The organism is Flavobacterium micromati (assembly GCF_900129585.1).
In the GTDB taxonomy this organism is placed as follows: Bacteria; Bacteroidota; Bacteroidia; order Flavobacteriales; family Flavobacteriaceae; genus Flavobacterium; species Flavobacterium micromati.
The window spans coordinates 1-18,617 of record NZ_FQWF01000003.1; the positions used below are offsets into that span (position 1 = coordinate 1).

At 33.7% G+C, this 18,617-nt stretch carries 12 protein-coding genes; 4 read left to right on the forward strand and 8 right to left on the reverse strand.

What is annotated here, in order from left to right; all coding sequences use genetic code 11:
- Positions 1–342: 342 nt before the first annotated feature.
- The 3 genes from BUB42_RS03845 to prfB form a co-directional block, all read right to left on the reverse strand.
- Positions 343–1,971 (reverse strand): acyl-CoA carboxylase subunit beta, encoded by a 1,629-nt coding sequence (locus tag BUB42_RS03845; RefSeq protein ID WP_073017398.1) that lies wholly within the window; start codon positions 1,969–1,971, stop codon positions 343–345.
- 160 nt (positions 1,972–2,131) lie between these two features.
- Positions 2,132–3,133, reverse strand: coding sequence for a UDP-3-O-(3-hydroxymyristoyl)glucosamine N-acyltransferase (lpxD, locus tag BUB42_RS03850; RefSeq protein ID WP_073017399.1), 1,002 nt, complete (start codon positions 3,131–3,133; stop codon positions 2,132–2,134).
- A 500-nt stretch (positions 3,134–3,633) separates the two neighbouring features.
- Positions 3,634–4,732 (reverse strand): peptide chain release factor 2 gene (prfB, locus tag BUB42_RS03855; protein ID WP_139257279.1). Its coding sequence is split into 2 segments (ribosomal slippage): positions 3,634–4,668 and positions 4,670–4,732, totalling 1,098 coding nucleotides; the frame shifts between segments, so codons are not numbered across the junction.
- Positions 4,733–4,819: 87 nt separating this feature from the next.
- Between prfB and BUB42_RS03860 the strand changes: the two genes are divergently transcribed.
- The gene (locus tag BUB42_RS03860; protein WP_073017401.1) at positions 4,820–5,839 is read left to right on the forward strand and encodes a threonine aldolase family protein; all 1,020 of its coding nucleotides are present in this window, start codon (positions 4,820–4,822) and stop codon (positions 5,837–5,839) included.
- A 68-nt stretch (positions 5,840–5,907) separates the two neighbouring features.
- On the opposite strand, the gene BUB42_RS03865 is transcribed toward BUB42_RS03860, so the two are convergent.
- The gene (locus BUB42_RS03865) at positions 5,908–6,228 is read right to left on the reverse strand and encodes a YbaB/EbfC family nucleoid-associated protein (RefSeq protein ID WP_073017403.1); all 321 of its coding nucleotides are present in this window, start codon (positions 6,226–6,228) and stop codon (positions 5,908–5,910) included.
- 69 nt (positions 6,229–6,297) lie between these two features.
- Here BUB42_RS03865 and BUB42_RS03870 point away from each other — a divergent pair, with 69 nt between their 5' ends.
- Positions 6,298–8,433 (forward strand): S9 family peptidase, encoded by a 2,136-nt coding sequence (locus tag BUB42_RS03870; RefSeq protein WP_073017405.1) that lies wholly within the window; start codon positions 6,298–6,300, stop codon positions 8,431–8,433.
- Between the two features lie 71 nt (positions 8,434–8,504).
- On the forward strand, positions 8,505–9,545 hold the full coding sequence (locus tag BUB42_RS03875; RefSeq protein WP_073017407.1) for a cysteate synthase: 1,041 nt from the start codon (positions 8,505–8,507) through the stop codon (positions 9,543–9,545).
- A gap of 84 nt (positions 9,546–9,629) precedes the next feature.
- On the opposite strand, the gene BUB42_RS03880 is transcribed toward BUB42_RS03875, so the two are convergent.
- From BUB42_RS03880 to BUB42_RS03895, 4 genes are all read right to left on the reverse strand, one after another.
- Positions 9,630–11,702, reverse strand: coding sequence for a hypothetical protein (locus tag BUB42_RS03880; protein ID WP_073017409.1), 2,073 nt, complete (start codon positions 11,700–11,702; stop codon positions 9,630–9,632).
- A 537-nt stretch (positions 11,703–12,239) separates the two neighbouring features.
- Complete coding sequence (locus tag BUB42_RS03885; RefSeq protein WP_073017410.1) at positions 12,240–12,953, reverse strand: YebC/PmpR family DNA-binding transcriptional regulator; 714 nt, start codon at positions 12,951–12,953, stop codon at positions 12,240–12,242.
- A 59-nt stretch (positions 12,954–13,012) separates the two neighbouring features.
- Positions 13,013–14,095: a glycine cleavage system aminomethyltransferase GcvT gene (gene gcvT / locus BUB42_RS03890; RefSeq protein ID WP_073017412.1), complete on the reverse strand. Its 1,083-nt coding sequence runs from the start codon at positions 14,093–14,095 to the stop codon at positions 13,013–13,015.
- 202 nt (positions 14,096–14,297) lie between these two features.
- Positions 14,298–15,725 (reverse strand): L-serine ammonia-lyase, encoded by a 1,428-nt coding sequence (locus tag BUB42_RS03895; RefSeq protein ID WP_073017414.1) that lies wholly within the window; start codon positions 15,723–15,725, stop codon positions 14,298–14,300.
- Between the two features lie 237 nt (positions 15,726–15,962).
- Here BUB42_RS03895 and BUB42_RS03900 point away from each other — a divergent pair, with 237 nt between their 5' ends.
- Positions 15,963–18,470 (forward strand): M14 family zinc carboxypeptidase, encoded by a 2,508-nt coding sequence (locus BUB42_RS03900; protein WP_073017416.1) that lies wholly within the window; start codon positions 15,963–15,965, stop codon positions 18,468–18,470.
- Positions 18,471–18,617 lie beyond the last annotated feature (147 nt).

An 18,617-nucleotide genomic window follows, 5' to 3' on the forward strand; every position in this document is an offset into this window, starting at 1 on the left:
GACTTATTTTCAGGATAATTTTTTAAAAACAACCTGTATATAGGCAATGCCGACTGATATTTAAGGTTTTCTTAAAACTTTCGGATAGCAATGAATTAATATCTAATCTCCATCAGATTATACATTTTTCTGCATGAAAATCTGGATACTAACATTTTGAGTTAAATATAGAAGGTTTGCAGATTTATAAAATTCAAGAGAATGTGGATCACCCATAACGCTTTATATTACTACATTGCACTTGCTAAGTAAATAATTATTTTCTTTACTTTTAAATAATCTGGCTATCATCAATTTAACAAGATTTTTAAATAATATGATATTACTATCCATTTGTACAAGCTAAACTTGAATAACGCCTAAATTAAATTTTTTTTCAATAGGAGATTGGTTAGCTGCTTCAATTCCCATAGATATCCAAGTTCTTGTGTCTAATGGATCAATAATCGCATCAGTCCACAATCGTGATGCAGCATAATAAGGTGAAACTTGTTCGTCGTATCTAGCTTTTATTTTGTCAAATAATTCTTTTTCCTTCATTTCATCCACGAGTTCACCTTTTGCTTTAAGCGAAGAGGCTTCGATTTGTGCCAAAACTTTTGCCGCTTGTGTTCCGCCCATGACGGCTAATTCTGCGCTTGGCCATGCGAAAATTAATCGTGGATCATAGGCCTTTCCGCACATAGCATAATTTCCTGCGCCATAAGAATTGCCAACAATTACAGTAAATTTTGGAACAACTGAATTTGAAACCGCATTAACCATTTTAGCACCATCTTTTATTATTCCACCATGTTCTGATTTTGATCCTACCATAAAGCCGGTAACATCTTGGACAAAAACTAATGGAATTTTTTTCTGGTTACAATTAGCTATAAAACGAGTCGCTTTATCTGCAGAATCAGAATAAATTACGCCTCCAAATTGCATTTCGCCGCTCTTAGTTTTTACTACTTTTCGCTGGTTAGCAACTATGCCTACTGCCCAACCATCAATTCTAGCATAACCAGTGATTATGGTTTGCCCGTATCCATCTTTGTAAGCTTCAAATTCTGAATTGTCAACCAATCTATTGATGATCTCCATCATGTCGTATTGCTCATTTCTTGCCTTTGGCAAAACACCATAGATTTCTTTCTCATCTAATAGTGGTTTTTCAGCTTTAATTCTGCTGTAACCGGCCTTGGTGAAATCACCAATTTTATCCACTATATTTTTTATTCGATCAAGTGCGTCTTTGTCATCTTTGGCCTTGTAATCTGTTACTCCCGAAATTTCGCAGTGAGTTGTTGCTCCTCCCAATACTTCATTATCGATGCTTTCGCCAATAGCTGCTTTTACTAAATAGCTCCCTGCTAAGAAAATACTTCCAGTTTTATCAACTATCATGGCTTCGTCGCTCATTATTGGTAAATAGGCCCCGCCAGCAACACAACTTCCCATTACCGCAGCAATTTGTGTTATTCCCATGGCACTCATGTGAGCATTATTTCTAAATATCCTTCCAAAATGTTCTTTATCAGGAAAAATTTCATCTTGAAGTGGCAAGTAAACCCCTGCACTATCGACTAAATAAATAATTGGCAGTCGGTTTTCCATCGCTATTTCTTGTGCGCGTAAATTCTTCTTTGCTGTTATTGGAAACCATGCCCCAGCTTTCACAGTGGCATCATTTGCCACGACAATACATTGTTTTCCTCTTATATATCCTATCTTCACAACTACTCCACCTGATGGACAGCCACCGTGTTCTTTGTACATTCCTTCACCGACAAAAGCACCAATTTCTATACTTTTAGCTTTTGGATCGAGCAGATAATCAATTCGCTCCCGCGCTGTCATTTTGCCTTCACCATGTAATTTTGCAATGCGTTTTTCACCTCCACCTAATTTAACGATGCTTAATTTTTGTTTTAAAGCTGAAAGTAATAATTTATTGTGGTCTTCGTTTTTGTTGAAGTTTAGATCCATGGAATAATTGATTATAAAATTTGTGCTAAAATACAAAATCAAACCAAATAAATTTTGATATATCAATATATTAGCAAGAAAATTAAATATTTTTTTGATTTATAAACAAAAAAATAGAAGTTTCCTTCTGCTTTTTTGTGAATTTGATAAATTTGATTAGTTATTTGCTTTTAGATTCGTTTACGAGTCTTTTTAAGATAGCCCACTGCTTGAGCGCATCTCGAGCTTCCACGGCTGGATAACCAAGCATAGTTTTTCCTGCAGGAATATCACCCGTTACACCAGAGCCCGCTCCTACAATAGCGCCATCACCAATGGTAGTGTGATCTTTAATGGAAGCGCTTCCGCCAATAATTACTCCGTTTCCTAAAGTTACTGATCCGGCAAGTCCGCTGTTACCTGCCATAATGCAAAACTTTCCTAATTTACTATTGTGGCCTATTTGAACTAAATTGTCAATCTTACAGCCATCACCTAAAATTGTTGAGCTAAATTTTCCTCTATCTACGCATGAGTTTGCTCCAATCTCGACATTATTACCAATGATAACATTTCCAATTTGTGGGATTTTAACCAAACCTTGTTTTGGATCTGGTCTAAAACCAAAACCATCAGCGCCAATAGTTGCATTTGGATGTATAATACAATCGTTTCCAATATGACATCGTTCTCGAATAACGGTTCCAGACCAAATCACTGTGTTTTTTCCTATTGTACATTCATCAAGAATAGTGACATTGGGATAAATTGAAGTGTTATCACCAATGACAACTTTTGGACCAATATAACAACCGGCACCAATTCTGACTCCATTGCAAATGCTTGCAGTTGTATCTATTGTTGCTGTAGGATGTATATCAACAATAAATAATGGAGTAGGCGGGGCAAAAAGTTCTAATACTTGAGACATGGCTAAATCTGCATTTTTAACTTTAATGAAAGCTCTGTTTTCTCCAGGCTCAATCGATATGTCTTCATTTACAATTGCTACGCTCGCTTTAGATTCAGCCCAAAATTTTTCATATTTTTTGTTTCCAATAAAAGAAATTTCAGTTTCGGTGGCGGATTCAAGTTGTTCAGGAGCAGTAATTTGATGGAACGTACCGCCAACAATATCTCCTTTTAAAATTTCATTTATTTCTTGGATGGAATAGGATTTCATTAAGTTTAGGTTGGATTTAATTAGGTTTTACTGTTCAAATAAAACAAATTAGCAGTAAAATTCCAAATATTTTGAGATTCTTTAACACGTTTGTGTGCATAAGTTCTATAAATCCACCATTAATTTATGCAACGTAATTCAAATGGGACAATTAACTTGGATCACTTATTCACCTAGTACATTTTATAAGATTTAATATACTATTATTATTCTATTTTGTTAGTAAGTGAAATAGGTATTCATTAAGTTTCTAATAGTTACAATAAACCTATGACTAATTATTATAAGTTGCAAACTAAAATCGATATTGGAGTTTCGCTACTAGAATGATTGTCTTCTGACCAAAAAAACTTAACTGTTTATTGTTTTAATATTATCCTCTCAAAAATGAAGATTATTAAGTTGAGAGGATTTATATTTTACCAGCTGTTCTTTCAAAACTTTTAAAGTTAAGATCATACGAATAAAACTCTGTTGTTTTGCTTCGATTTATAAAATTTCTACTCTTCCTCTTTTTGTCCCATCATCATAAGGTAAGCTTTAAGAAATTCGTCAATTTCGCCATTCATAACGCCGTCAACGTTACTTGTTTCATAGCCAGTACGAACGTCTTTGACTAGTTTATAAGGTTGCATTACGTAATTGCGTATTTGTGATCCCCATTCTATTTTCATTTTACCAGCTTCAATATCAGCACGTTGTGCTTGTTTCTTTTTTAACTCAATTTCGTATAATTGAGAACGAAGCATTTGCATAGCGCGTTGCCTGTTGTCTTGTTGGGAGCGGGTTTCTGAACACTGTATTTGAATCCCTGTTGGTTTATGAAATAGTTGAACCTTAGTTTCTACTTTATTCACATTTTGTCCTCCAGCGCCGCTAGATCGAGAAGTTGTAATTTCGATATCGGCAGGATTGATATCTATTTCGATGCTGTCATCAACAAGAGGATACACATACACTGAAGCAAATGAAGTATGACGTTTAGCATTGCTATCAAATGGTGAGATACGCACCAAGCGATGGACGCCATTTTCCCCTTTTAGATATCCAAAAGAATAATCGCCCTCAAACTCAAGTGTTACGGTTTTTATTCCGGCAGCTTCTCCTTTTTGAAAGTTTAGCTCTTTAATTTTATAACCGTATTTTTCGCCCCACATCATGTACATGCGCATCAGCATTTCGGCCCAATCACAACTTTCAGTTCCACCAGCACCTGAGGTTATTTGTACCACCGCACTCAATGTATCTCCCTCATCAGAGAGCATGTTCTTGAATTCGATAGCCTCAATATGAATTTGCGTTTCATTGTAATGAACATCCAATTCCTCTGAAGTTAATTCACCTTCTTTATAAAAATCGTATGCGAGTTGCAGTTCATCCGTCATTTCAACGGCCTTATTGTAATCTTCAATCCACTTTTTTTTATTTCGAAGATTTTTTACAATAGCTTCGGCATCTTTTGCGTTATTCCAAAAGTCCGGTGCAAAAGTTTTTTCTTCTTCGTTAGAAATTTCAATTAATTTGGCATCAACGTCAAAGATACCTCCTCAACGCACCAAGGCGCTCTACAATACCTTTAATTTGTTCGGTAGTTGTCATAAATTATGTAATTTTGTGGCACAAAAGTAGATAATTTTTTACATTGGGACAAACTGATAATTCTCTCGATAAAATAATAATATAAATATGGAAATAAATTTAGTTAGCGATACAATTACGAAGCCGTCACGTGAAATGCTGGTATATATGTTAAACGCTGTGGTAGGAGATGATGTCTACAAACAAGATCCTACGGTTATTGAATTAGAGGCGAAAGTTGCCGAGATATTTGGAATGGAAGCAGGACTTTTTTTTCCATCGGGAACTATGGCAAATCAAACGGCTATAAAATTACATACGCAACCAGGAGAACAGTTAATTGCCGATAAATACGCGCATGTTTATCATTACGAAGGTGGAGGAGTTTCTTTTAATAGTGGAGTTTCTTGTTGCTTATTAGATGGAGATCGCGGAATGATAACCGCTGAACAGGTAGCAGAAGCAGTTAATGATCCTGAATTTTATCATAGTGCAAAGACAAGTTTAGTTTGTGTAGAAAATACAACTAATAAAGGCGGCGGTGCTTGTTACGAACTGGAAGATTTACAAAAAATCAAACAGGTTTGTGATGCCAATAATTTGAAATTTCACTTAGATGGCGCCCGAATCTGGAATGCTTTAGTTGCCAAAAATCAAGATCCTAAGGAATTTGGAAAATTATTTGATACGATTTCTGTTTGTTTGTCAAAAGGATTAGGAGCGCCCATTGGTTCTGTTTTACTAGCAGATAAAGCAACAATTCACAGAGCGTTGCGAATTCGTAAAATTTTGGGCGGCGGGATGCGTCAAGTGGGATATTTGGCTGCAGCCGGAATCTATGCTATTGATAATAATGTTGAACGTCTTTCTGAAGATCATCGAAGAGCCAAGGAAATTGCAGAAGTATTAAAAAAAGTGAGTTGGGTAGCATCAGTAGAACCTGTAGAAACAAATATTCTCATCTTTAAACTTGTCCCAAATTGCATTGAGAAGAACTTGATTGAATTATTAAAACAAAAAAATATTTCAATAAGTTCTATGGGTCATGGAAAACTTAGAATGGTAACGCATCTTGATTACAGAGAAGTCATGCACACTTATGTGTTAGAAACATTGTTGAAATTATAGCTTCTGTTTAAAAAATAGTTATGAATTATGAGTTTAGTGAAGTTAAACTCATAATTCATAATTATTTATTATTTGAATAAATTATCCATTCCTGGAATCATTGGCATGTCCATTTTTGCGACAGCGTCTAGCTCTGCTTCATTAGTCTTTGTAGCTTTTTCAATAGCATTATTCAATACTAAAATCATATAATCTTCGAGTTGCTCTTTATCTTCGAGCAATGTGTCATTTATAGTTATAGATTTAATAGCTCTATTTGCTGTAAGTGTAACTTTTAATAGACCGTCTGCACTTTGCTCATTAATAAGAACCGTATCTAAGCGTTTTTTTGTATCTTCTATCTTTTGTTGGGTCTCTTTTAGTTTGCCCATCATTCCCATTAAATCCATAGTTGTATTTTTTAAATTAAATTCAAATACAAAATTACTATATTGCGTAGTGAAAATCAATAAAATATCATGAAAAATAAGATCGTCTTAAGTTGTCTTTGTATTATTTTTGCAGCTTCGAATACTAAAATTAAAGCTCAAAAAATGTCAAAAAATAGTTCAACTCCAATTGCGAAAATAATTCCTAAGACTTTAGAAAAGCATGGTATTAAAAGAACAGATAATTATTTCTGGTTGAATGATCGAGAAAATCCAGAAGTTATTGATTATCTAAACCAAGAAAATGCGTATTATGAAGCAAAGACTGGCGATACTAAAGGTTTTCAGAAAGAATTATATGAAGAAATGAAATCGCGTATTAAGGAAGACGATCAATCGGTTCCTTACTTGTATAATGGTTATTATTATATCACCCGTTTTGAATTAGGAAAAGGCTACCCTATTTATTCTAGAAAAAAGGGAGGCTTAGACGCAAAGGAAGAAATTTTATTCAATTGCAATGATCTTGCAGAAGGTCAGTCTTATTTTAATTTAGGCGGATTGAGTGTAAGTCCAGACAATAAATTCGTAAGTTTTGGTACTGATACAATGGGACGACGCATTTACACAATACAAATTAAAAATCTTGAAACTGGAGAGATATTAGATGACAAGATTGAAAATGCTACTGGCAGTTCTGTTTGGGCAAATGATAACAAAACCATTTTCTACACTCGGCAAGATGAAGTTACGCTGCGCTCTGATAAAGTTTTTAAACATCAATTAAACACCGATTCTGCGACCGATGTTTTAGTTTTTTATGAAAAAGACGATACTTTTAATGTATCTGTTGGTAAAGAAAAATCAAGAAAGTATATCGTGATTGAGTCTGGAAGTACTTTAACTACTGAATATAGAACTTTAAATTCAGATACTCCAGAAGGTAAATTTGTAATTTTTCAACCAAGAGTCAGAGGATTAGAATACAATATCTCTCATTTTGGAGATTCTTTTTATGTTTTAACCAACAAGGATGATGCGACTAATTTTAAGTTGATGAAAACTCCGGAAAACGCTACGACAAAGGAAAATTGGAAGGATGTTATCCCGCACAGAGAAGATGTTTTATTAGAAGATATTGAAATTTTTAGAGATTATTTAGTTGTTGAAGAGCGCGCAAATGGATTGAATCGTATTCGTATTATGCCATGGAGTGGCAAAGGCGAATATTATTTGCCTTTTGGAAGTGAAACATACAACGCAAATACAACAACAAATGTAGATTTTGACACTGATATTCTTCGATACAGCTATCAGTCATTAGCAACTCCTTCCTCAGTAATTGATTTTAATATGAAAACCAAAGAGAAAGAAGTGAAGAAAGAACAGCAAGTTCTAGGTGGCACATTTGATAAAAATAATTATGTTGAAGAACGTATTTGGGCAACTGCGAAGGATGGCACTAAAGTTCCTATTTCAATTGTTTACAAAAAGGGATTAAAAAAGGATGGAAATAATCCATTATTACTATATGCTTATGGCTCTTATGGAGTTACAATGGAAACTTACTTTTCTTCGACGCGCTTGTCGATATTAGATAGAGGTTTTGTATTTGCAATAGCACACATACGGGGAGGCGAAGATTTAGGCAGACAGTGGTATGAGGATGGCAAATTATTGAAAAAGAAAAATACATTTACTGATTTTATTGACTGTTCTAAGTATTTAATCAGTGAAAAATATACATCACCTAAACATTTATATGCTGAGGGTGGATCAGCAGGTGGTTTACTAATGGGAGCGATAATTAATATGGCGCCAGATTTATACAATGGTGTGATTGCTCAAGTTCCTTTTGTTGATGTCATTACTACAATGCTTGATGATACAATCCCGCTTACCACAGGTGAATATGATGAGTGGGGAAATCCAAATGTTAAAAAATATTTTGATTATATGTTGTCCTATTCCCCTTATGACAATTTAAGAGCACAAAATTATCCTAATATGCTAGTAACAACGGGACTTCACGATTCACAAGTACAATACTGGGAGCCGGCAAAATGGGTTGCTAAGCTGAGAACTCAAAAAACAGATAATAATGTTTTATATCTAAATACTAATATGGATGCTGGTCACGGCGGTGCTTCGGGGAGATTCGAAGCATTGAAGGAACTTGCAAAAGAATATAGTTTTTTACTAGATTTAGAAGAAATTAAAAAGTAATTAGATTTTTTTTGTTAAATTTGTCATATTCGGGGCTGTAATTAAAGCAGTCCGCGATTAACTATTTTTTTATGAAAAAAGAGATAAACGCTTATAACAATGTTTTAGAATTAATAGGCGACACGCCGCTTATTAAGCTAAATAAAGTTACTGAAAATTTAAAAGGTAACTTTTACGCAAAAGTAGAAGCTTTTAATCCGGGACATTCCTCAAAAGATAGAATAGCATTATACATAATCGAAGAAGCTGAAAAAAGAGGTATTTTAAATCCAGGTGATACCATAATAGAAACAACCTCCGGTAATACGGGTTTTAGTTTAGCAATGGTCAGTATCATAAAAGGGTACAACTGCATTCTTGCTGTTAGTTCTAAATCATCTAAAGATAAAATAGATATGCTTCGCAGCTTAGGTGCTAAAGTGTATGTTTGTCCAGCACATGTTTCTGCTGATGATGAACGTTCGTATTATAATGTTGCAAAACGATTGCACGAAGAGACAAAAGGATCTGTGTATATTAATCAATATTTTAATCAACTGAATATTGATGCTCATTACAAATCTACTGGTCCTGAAATTTGGAATCAAACTAATGGTAACATTACTCATCTTGTGGCTTGTAGTGGAACTGGTGGAACTATTTCAGGGACTGCAAAATATTTAAAAGAACAAAATCCAAATATTAGAATTTTGGGAGTCGATGCTTTTGGTTCAGTATTAAAAAAATACCATGAAACTAGAGAATTCGATAATGATGAAATTTATCCATATAGAATTGAAGGTCTGGGAAAAAATTTAATTCCATCCGCAACAGATTTTGATATTATAGATAAGTTTATGAAGGTAACGGATGAGGAAAGTGCTCATGCTGCAAGAGAAATCACTAGAAAAGAAGGCTTATTTGTTGGATATACTTCAGGAGCTGTGATACAAGCGATAAGACAATATGCAGAAGAAGGAGAATTTGACGAAAACAGTAATGTAATTGCAATTTTCCCGGATCACGGTTCCCGTTATATGAGTAAAGTATTTAGCGACGATTGGATGAATGAACAAGGTTTCTTTGACAGTATCAACGAAGAAGAAGTTCAGAAAATTGAAATGATAAAATAAGTTAAAATTATAATTAAAAAAAGTCCCATCTGCTTTTGCAAATTGGGACTTTTTTTTGAACTTTAAATAAGAACCCTTTTTTATTTAATCCAGCAGTTCAGGACTATTCAATATCAATTCAATTTTTTTAATAGTGATTGTGATCTGACTCATTTGTAATTCTATATTTCTAAAAAAGAGACTAATATCCCTATTGACCCAGCTTTCAGAAATAACTCTAGAACCCAAACTAATTCTTAAAATAGCACTTTCAATTTCTGTAGTATACTTTACATTAACTGCCTGACCAATATGACATTTTTGGGCTGCAAGTCGAATGATTTCTAAAGAAGAACCCTCAAACCGATCCGATAAATCAGAATTTAATAAAGTATATAATTTTTTTACTTCATCAACAGACAAGACTTCATTATTTTTAAAAATAAAGAAAGGAAAAATGGTACGGATATTTCTTATGCCAAATTCTTTACTGCTGTAACTCTTCGTTTTTGTTTCATCACTGTAAATAGGCTGTAAAAAAGTAGCCTCTTTTATGGAGTCATCTACAAAATTGCAAAACATCTCAATACCCATATTTCGATATAAAATAGGTGTTTTGTAATACCTGTCCATTTCAACTACAGCAGCATTCCACCTCATGTAAGAACCATAGTTGTAGCCGTCAGATAAAGCATTGGAACAAAACCAGGAATTCGGCCAATCAGAACGATTATAATATTGGTTTAAGCCTTTGGGTAATATATTTTTTACAGAATGAATTAATTTATTGACACTTTTAGGTAAAATTAATGCACCGCAGTAAGGAGGACCGGTGAAGAATTTACTTCCCGTAATGGTAACAATATATCCTTTATTTAAATAATTTTGTATGTCTTTTGGATCTAATCTTAGCTGTGATCCATCCACAATTATTTGAATTGATAAATTTTCAAGGGAGTTTAGTTTTTTAATAAAGTGGTCGCTCGGAGATTGATACCCTAATTTTGATTGGTCCATAGTATGTAATACGATGTGCCTGCCTTGATCTTTGGTCCTAAGAACGGCATCCAATACCTCTTGATCTAATTGAGCAGAAGTTTTTAATACACCATTTTGATCTCTAAAAGGAATTTGTATTAAATCAACATCTCTAAAACCTTCAATTTTAGTATCTTTTTTAATTGGATAATTTAAAGCAGTAGTATTTTCAAAATGACATCCCTTTAAGGCCGCTGCTACACCGCTGCCAGTTTCATCAGAGGCAACCAGAATATGTGTTATTTCTTTATCGGAAATAATTTGTGTTATGGCTGCTATTTGAAGCGAAGAATCAGTACCTGATGGTGAAAAAATTATTTCACATTCCTCATTTAATTTGAATATATGTCGAAGGTTATTTTTTAGCAATTCAGAAAACTCAATGGTAGTATTTTGAAAACCATTTTTCAGGCTATTTCTAATCAATATACTTCTCACTTTATCTGTTTTGTCAAAAGCAAAATTAGAAACACTCGAAGCCGTAGAAGAAGCAAAAGTAAATGCATCTGGTCTTGGAAATGGGCGACATCCGTATTTGTTAAGTAAATGAATCTCATCGATATTTAATCTAAGATCTCCTCCCGACATTAACAAGTATTCTGTGGGTTTTGCAAGATTTTCGACAATAGCTTTCCAAGATTCTTTGAGTTCAGTGTTAGCATTTTTTAAACCATGAAAAGACTGAATTTCTTCGTTTATTAAGGAGGATTCAGCATTTAGATCGATATCATTTTTAATTAAATTAATGAGATAATTATCAAGATTTTCTAATTTTTCTTTATCATCTTTGGGTAGTAAATTATAAAATATTCTGATCACTTCAAGAGCTGCAATATCACATAAAACAACATCTTTTTTTTCGGCGTTCAATGCTTTATACCATAGTTGCCATTCGATTCCATATCTTAAATAGACTAAAGCTAAAATTGGTTTGTCCAAAAAGGAGGAACCAATTATAATTGATTTGTTTGGTACAATTTTGAAAATAGTAGGCTCACTATTAGACGTTATAATATTGATATTATTTATCTTTGGAACGGTATTAAATCTTTTTAAAATGCGAACTAAATAGTTTACATTTTCTTTTTCAAATAAGCTGCTTCTTTTATATTGATTTTCAATTAGAATATTGTTTGTCATATTTGTATTAATTTTTAGCGTTCCTTAGAACGATGTTCGGTATTTGGAAATTTAGCTTGCTAATTGAATTCATTTAATCAGGGACTGTCTTTTGTAAAACATCCTCGCAAAAAATGATTTTTCTCCCAATAGTTTTATATTTCACTTTTATTAGGGCGTTGCATTTCACAAAAGTCGGTAAATATAAGAAACTTGGTAGCAGTAAAAAATAGTAACAAATACTCATTTGCTAAATTTTCTTTTTTTAACTAAAGTCTGTTATTTAAAAGCTTTTGACACCATGATTTTTAAGTAAACACTTATTAAAGACAATATGACGCATTAATAATTACTATTGGAAAATTTCATAAAAGCAAAAAGGCGATCACATAATTCCTAGCAATTATCTGGTTTGTGTTCAAATTGTGTTCAGCCAATTTAAAATTAACTCACAGAATACTTTAAAAAAGGAATTACAGAGGCTGTCTTCAAAGTACGTAAACGATGAAAAAAAAACTCCAGCCAAAGCTAGAGTTTTAAGTTTAATTGAGATGATGTCTAGGCCTCTTCCATGGTATGATAAACGTTCATAACGTCATCATCTTCCTCCAGTTTTTCAATTAATTTTTCAACATCGGCTACTTCAGCTTCATTTAACTTTTTTGTAATTTGAGGGATTCTTTCAAAACCAGATGACAATATTTCAATATTTCTAATTTCTAATTCTTTTTGGATGGTTCCAAAGCTATTGAAAGGGGCATATATCAAAATGCCATCCTCATCTTCAAAAACTTCTTCGGCACCAAAATCAATCAACTCTAATTCTAATTCTTCTGGATCCATTCCATTTGCTGGAATCCTAAAGTTACAAGTGTGGTCAAACATGAATTCAACCGAGCCTTGAGTTCCCATTGTTCCGTTGCATTTATTAAAATAGCTTCTAACATTAGCAACAGTTCTGTTATTATTATCAGTAGCTGTCTCTACTAGAATTGCAATTCCGTGAGGTGCATAACCTTCAAATAAAACTTCTTTATAGTTAGCAGTGTCTTTATCAGTAGCTTTTTTAATCGCGCGTTCTACATTTTCCTTGGGCATGTTAGCAGCCTTAGAATTCTGGATTACAGCTCTCAATCTAGAGTTGGCCTCAGGATTTGGTCCACCTTCCTTCACAGCCATTACAATATCTTTCCCAATTCTGGTAAATGCTTTGGCCATTGCTGACCAGCGTTTCATTTTTCTACCTTTCCTAAACTCAAATGCTCTTCCCATTTCTATTATCTTATATTGATCCGCAAAAATACAATAATTCTGCAGGTTTTAAAATCATTTTATTTCTTGTAAAACGGTAATTTAACCACTTTTGCGGGAACGTCATTTTTTCTTATTCTAATAAAAATATCACTTTCTACGGCGCTATTGGCTACTGTTACATAACCTAATCCAATTCCTTTATTCATAGAAGGAGACATTGTTCCAGAAGTTACAATTCCAATTACAGCTCCCGTTTTATCAACAATTTCATAATCATGTCTCGGTACTGCACGCTCTTGCATTTCAAATGCAACTAATTTTTTAGTAACGCCAACCTCTTTTTGATTTTTTAAATTCTCAGAATTCGTAAATTCTTTATTAAATTTTGTAATCCAACCTAATCCGGCTTCGAGCGGTGAAGTAGTATCATTAATATCATTTCCATATAAACAAAAACCCATTTCCAGACGCAACGTGTCTCGAGCTGCAAGACCTATTGGCTTAATTCCGAAAGTAGCTCCAGCTTCAAAAACACTATTCCAGATGTGTTCTACTTGATCATTTTTGCAGTAAATCTCAAATCCGCCAGAACCAGTATAACCAGTTGCGGAAATAATTACGTGTTCAAAACCAGCAAAATCCGCAACCTCAAAATGATAGTAAGGAATGCTTGCTAGATCAATAGAAGTTAGTGACTGCATTGCTTCAACGGCTTTTGGTCCTTGAATTGCCAGTAAGGAATAATCATCTGAAAGATTTTTCATTTCTACTTCCAAATCATTGTGTGACGAAATCCAGTTCCAATCTTTTTCAATATTAGAAGCGTTAACGACTAATAAATACTGCTCTTCCTTTATTTTATAGATAATCAAATCATCTACAATTCCGCCATTATTATTTGGTAAACACGAGTATTGCGCTTTACCTACTGTCAAAGTAGAAGCATCATTCGAACAAACTTTTTGAATTAAATTTAAAGCATTTGGACCTGTCAAAAAGAATTCTCCCATGTGAGAAACGTCAAAAACACCTACTGCATTGCGCACAGTTTCGTGTTCAGCGTTCACGCCTTCATATAAAATAGGCATATTGTATCCAGCAAAAGGAAGCATTTTAGCTCCTAAACTTTCGTGTAAGTGCGTTAGCGCAGTATTTTTCATTATGATTTGTTATAAAATTAATGGGGCTAATTTATTGCTTTTTTGTGGAGCCGCAAAGCGTAGCTCGAGTAAAATTATATTCTCAATCGATTTAATTGTACTTTAAAGAACTTGATTTGTTTTTGTACTCGATTAATAATTTTATGGATCTAATTTATCGAACAAGATACAATCATAAATTTTTTACAAAAAAAAATCATCGTTAACAATCAGCCATATTAACGGCAATTGCGAGTCCTCCTTCCGAAGTTTCTTTGTATTTATTATTCATATCTTTTGCCGTTTGCCACATTGTATCGATTACTTTGTCAAGCGGAACTTTTGCGTTTTTTGGATCGGTCTCAAGTGCTAATTCAGCAGCGTTTATTGCTTTTATAGCGCCCATAGTGTTGCGTTCTATGCAAGGAATTTGCACTAAACCGCCAATAGGATCGCAAGTCAATCCTAAATGATGCTCCATGGCAATTTCTGCAGCCATTAAAACTTGTTCTGGAGTTCCGCCCATTAATTCGCACAAAGCTGCCGCCGCCATCGATGATGAAACACCTATTTCTGCTTGACAGCCTCCCATAGCAGCCGAAATTGTAGAACCTTTTTTGAAGATGCTTCCTATTTCACCCGCAACCAGTAAAAATTGTTTTATTTCTTTTTCTCCAGCAGCATGATTCTCAATGACTAAGTAATACATTAAAACTGCCGGAATTACTCCAGCACTTCCATTTGTAGGAGCAGTAACCACCCGACCTAAAGCAGCGTTTACTTCATTTACCGCAAGGGCAAAACAGGAGACCCATTTTAGAATTTGGCGAAATTTAACCTCTGTTTTTCTAATTTCCTCCAGCCATGTTTGTGGCGAATTATAATTAGCTAATCCAATCAAGTTTTGGTGCATGTCAAATGCTCGGCGACGCACATTAAGCCCTCCAGGAAGAATTCCCTCAGAATGGCAACCTATATACATGCATTCTAACATCGTACTCCAAATTCGTATCAATTCAAAACTGATAGCGGTCTCGCCGCGCATGGATTTTTCATTTTCGTATACAATTTCAGAAATCGATTTACTTTCTTTTTTGCAATAATCTAATAACTCCGATGCTTTGTCAATAGGGTAAGGAAAAGCGCATTTTATCTGAGTTTTCGCTTTAGCATTAATGCGTTCCTCTTTTACTACAAACCCACCGCCGATAGAATAAAAGGTTGATTTGTAGATACTTTTATCGTTCATCTGAGCTGTAAAAGTGAGTGCATTAGCATGATAATCGAGAAAATTTTTATTAAAAATAATATCTTTTGCAAAATCAAAAGAAATAGTTATTTCGTTTCCTAATTTGATTTCGCTTTTAGACTGAATCGATTTAATAATGACATCGATATTTTCGATGGGAATATACTCTGGATCTTGTCCGCTTAAGCCGAGCATAACTGCTAAATCTGTAGCGTGTCCCTTACCGGTTAAAGAAAGAGAACCGTAGAGATCAACAGAAACTTTATCTATTTGCTGCAGTAAATTCTCGGTCCTCAATTCGCTTAAAAATCTTTCGGCTGCGCGCCAAGGTCCAAGTGTATGCGAACTTGAAGGTCCTACGCCAATTTTCAGCATATCAAAAACTGAGATACATTCTTCCATCTTTAATTTCCATTTTGTATCCGCAAATATAGTAGAATGTTGCAATTATTAGCAGTGATGAATAAATTTTATTATTTAATTAGTAATCATAATTGAATATTTTAAATAATTATGTAATTATCCAATCAATATAATTTAATAAAGGTCACATATTTTTTATCTTCATTAATTCATTAATTTGTCTTGTGCACTATTTCTTAATACGTTATTTTTGAAATCTACTAAACCTTGATAACTATGAAAAAAACCATTTTCGCTTTCTGTATAATTCTTACCTTCTTCTATGACGCTGTTGCACAAGTCCAAAGTCCAACAGAATTCTTACCCACTTATGGCAAACAAATATCACATTATCATCAGGTTGAAAATTATTTTAAACACCTCACTGACAAATCTACTTTTATCAAACAACAGAAATATGGTGCAACTCCAGAGCATAGAGATTTAAATGTATTTTTTATATCTAGCCCCGAAAATTTGGCTAATCTTGAACAAATTCGAAATAATAATTTAGCAGCAATTGGTTTATCGAATACTAAAAACCAAATGATCGGTGATAAGTTAATTGTATGGTTAAGTTTTAATGTGCACGGGAATGAATTTTCAGGCACTGAAAGTGCTATGACTGTGGCTTATGAATTAATAAATCCGTCAAATAGCGAAACTAAAAAATGGTTAGAGAACACCATTGTAATTCTAGATCCATGTATTAATCCCGATGGATATTCAAGATATGGAAACTGGTTAAGAGAAATATCTGGTAAAAAAAATCACCCAGAATTATCTGATCGTGAGCACATGGAGGAGTGGCCAGGCGGTAGGTATAACCATTATCTATTTGATTTAAATAGAGATTGGGCTTGGCAAACTCAACCTGAAAGCAAGCAGCGTATGGCTTTGTATAATCAATGGATGCCACAAGTTCACACTGATGTTCACGAGCAAGGATTTGATTCGCCTTATTTTTTTCCACCATCTGCAGAGCCCATTCACGAATACATTGAGAAATACCAACGAGACTTTCATGCCGTTCTAGGTGAAAATATCTCTAAAAAATTTGATTCTCAAAATTGGCTTTATAATACTAGCGAGCGTTTTGATTTGTTTTATCCAAGTTATGGCGACACTTATCCTGCTTACAATGGTGCTGTAGGAATGACTTTAGAGCAAGGTGGAATAGGCGCAGGTAGGGAAGTTTTGCTAGGTAACGGGAGTACGCTGACAATAAAAGATCGATTTACGCATCATGCAACAGCAGTTTTGACTGTCGTAGAATCGGCTTCAGCTCAAGCAGATGTTTTACTTAAAGGGTTTAGAGGATTTATGAATAATTCTCGAAAAACTGGAAAAGGAGATTATAAAATGTATGTCATGAAAAACAATCCTAAGTTAGTTCAAATGGCAGAATTGTTAAAAAAAAATAATATAGAATTTAGTTATGCAGATGCCAATTTAAAAGCATCTGGATTTAATTACAGCAGTAAAACAGAGAAAGGTTTTACAATAGAACCAAATGATTTAATCGTAAAAATAGATCAACCGAAAGCTGTACTTACACAAGTACTTTTTGAACCAAATCAAAAATTAAACGACAGTTTATCCTATGACATTACTGCTTGGGCATTACCTCTAGCGTATGGTGTTGAAGGTTACGCCTTAAAAAATAGTCTAGCTTTTAAAACAAAAGCAGCAATTGAAATTAAAGAAAAAGTTATTCCACAAACAGTATATGCATTTCATATTCCGTGGAATAATAGAATTTCTGCTCAGGTTTTATCTTTGCTACATCAAAATAATATCAAAGTGCGATCCGCTGTAAAGCAAGCTGTTTTTGGCGAAATAATTATAGAACCTGGCGGCTTGTTAGTTACTAAAGCAGATAATCCTAAAATAGTAGATTTTGAAAATAAAATCTCAGAACTTGTCAAAGCTAAATCTGATTATAATTACATAAAGAGTGGTTTTTCATCAAATGCACGTGATATAGGCGGAGAAAATTTCATTTTGTTAAAAGCACCAAAGATTTTGCTATTATCAGGAAAAGGAATCAGTTCAACCGAATTTGGTGCGGCATGGTTTTACCTTCAGGAAACAGTTGATTATCCTGTAAGCGTAGTGGAAATGAATAATATAAAACGAGTAAATCTTTTTAATTATAACACATTAATTTTAGCTGATGGAGATTATGATTTTTCAGAAGAGCAACAAAACAAGATAGGAGAGTGGATTAAGAATGGCGGGAAAGTTGTTGCAATGAATGGTGCTCTTTCACTTTTTGATGGCAAAGAAGGATATGCATTAAGTCCTTTTGCAACTGATGATGATAAAATAAAATCTGAAAAAGAAGACGATGAGCAGGAATTAAAAGAGCGAATTTTAGATTTCCAGCAAACGGAGCGTAGAGAAATCTCAAAGTCAATTCCTGGGGCAATAATAGAAAACCAATTGAACACAACGCATCCCTTATCATTTGGTTTAGGAGATAAATATTATAGTTTAAAGACAAATGACAACTATTTTGCACTTTTAAAGAAGGCGATTAACGTTGCTTTCATTTCTAAAGATTATAAGAGCTATGGTTTTATTGGGAGCGAAATCAAAAAGAAATTAAATAATACAGTTAGTTTCGCTGTTGATTACAAAGGAAACGGCTGTGTTATTTATATGGTTGATAATCCGTTGTTTAGAGGATTTTGGGAAAATGGTAATTTGTTGTTTAGCAATGCTTTATTTTTAGTAAATTAAAAAAATACTTAATTCTAGTAATAAAGAGCATTTTAACATGCTCTTTATTACTAAAATCGAATTTTACTTGATACCAATTTAGTTACTTTCGGCCAAAAAGCTTGCTAATAATAAAAATTAGAATCGCGATGACAGCGACAACTAAAA

Bases quoted from the DNA above. Each gene is read 5' to 3' on its own strand.
- BUB42_RS03845 (WP_073017398.1), bottom strand. From the start codon at position 1,971: ATGGATCTAAACTTCAACAAAAACGAAGACCACAATAAATTATTACTT.
- lpxD (WP_073017399.1), bottom strand. From the start codon at position 3,133: ATGAAATCCTATTCCATCCAAGAAATAAATGAAATTTTAAAAGGAGAT.
- BUB42_RS03860 (WP_073017401.1), top strand. From the start codon at position 4,820: ATGGAAATAAATTTAGTTAGCGATACAATTACGAAGCCGTCACGTGAA.
- BUB42_RS03865 (WP_073017403.1), bottom strand. From the start codon at position 6,228: ATGGATTTAATGGGAATGATGGGCAAACTAAAAGAGACCCAACAAAAG.
- BUB42_RS03870 (WP_073017405.1), top strand. From the start codon at position 6,298: ATGAAAAATAAGATCGTCTTAAGTTGTCTTTGTATTATTTTTGCAGCT.
- BUB42_RS03875 (WP_073017407.1), top strand. From the start codon at position 8,505: ATGAAAAAAGAGATAAACGCTTATAACAATGTTTTAGAATTAATAGGC.
- BUB42_RS03880 (WP_073017409.1), bottom strand. From the start codon at position 11,702: ATGACAAACAATATTCTAATTGAAAATCAATATAAAAGAAGCAGCTTA.
- BUB42_RS03885 (WP_073017410.1), bottom strand. From the start codon at position 12,953: ATGGGAAGAGCATTTGAGTTTAGGAAAGGTAGAAAAATGAAACGCTGG.
- gcvT (WP_073017412.1), bottom strand. From the start codon at position 14,095: ATGAAAAATACTGCGCTAACGCACTTACACGAAAGTTTAGGAGCTAAA.
- BUB42_RS03895 (WP_073017414.1), bottom strand. From the start codon at position 15,725: ATGGAAGAATGTATCTCAGTTTTTGATATGCTGAAAATTGGCGTAGGA.
- BUB42_RS03900 (WP_073017416.1), top strand. From the start codon at position 15,963: ATGAAAAAAACCATTTTCGCTTTCTGTATAATTCTTACCTTCTTCTAT.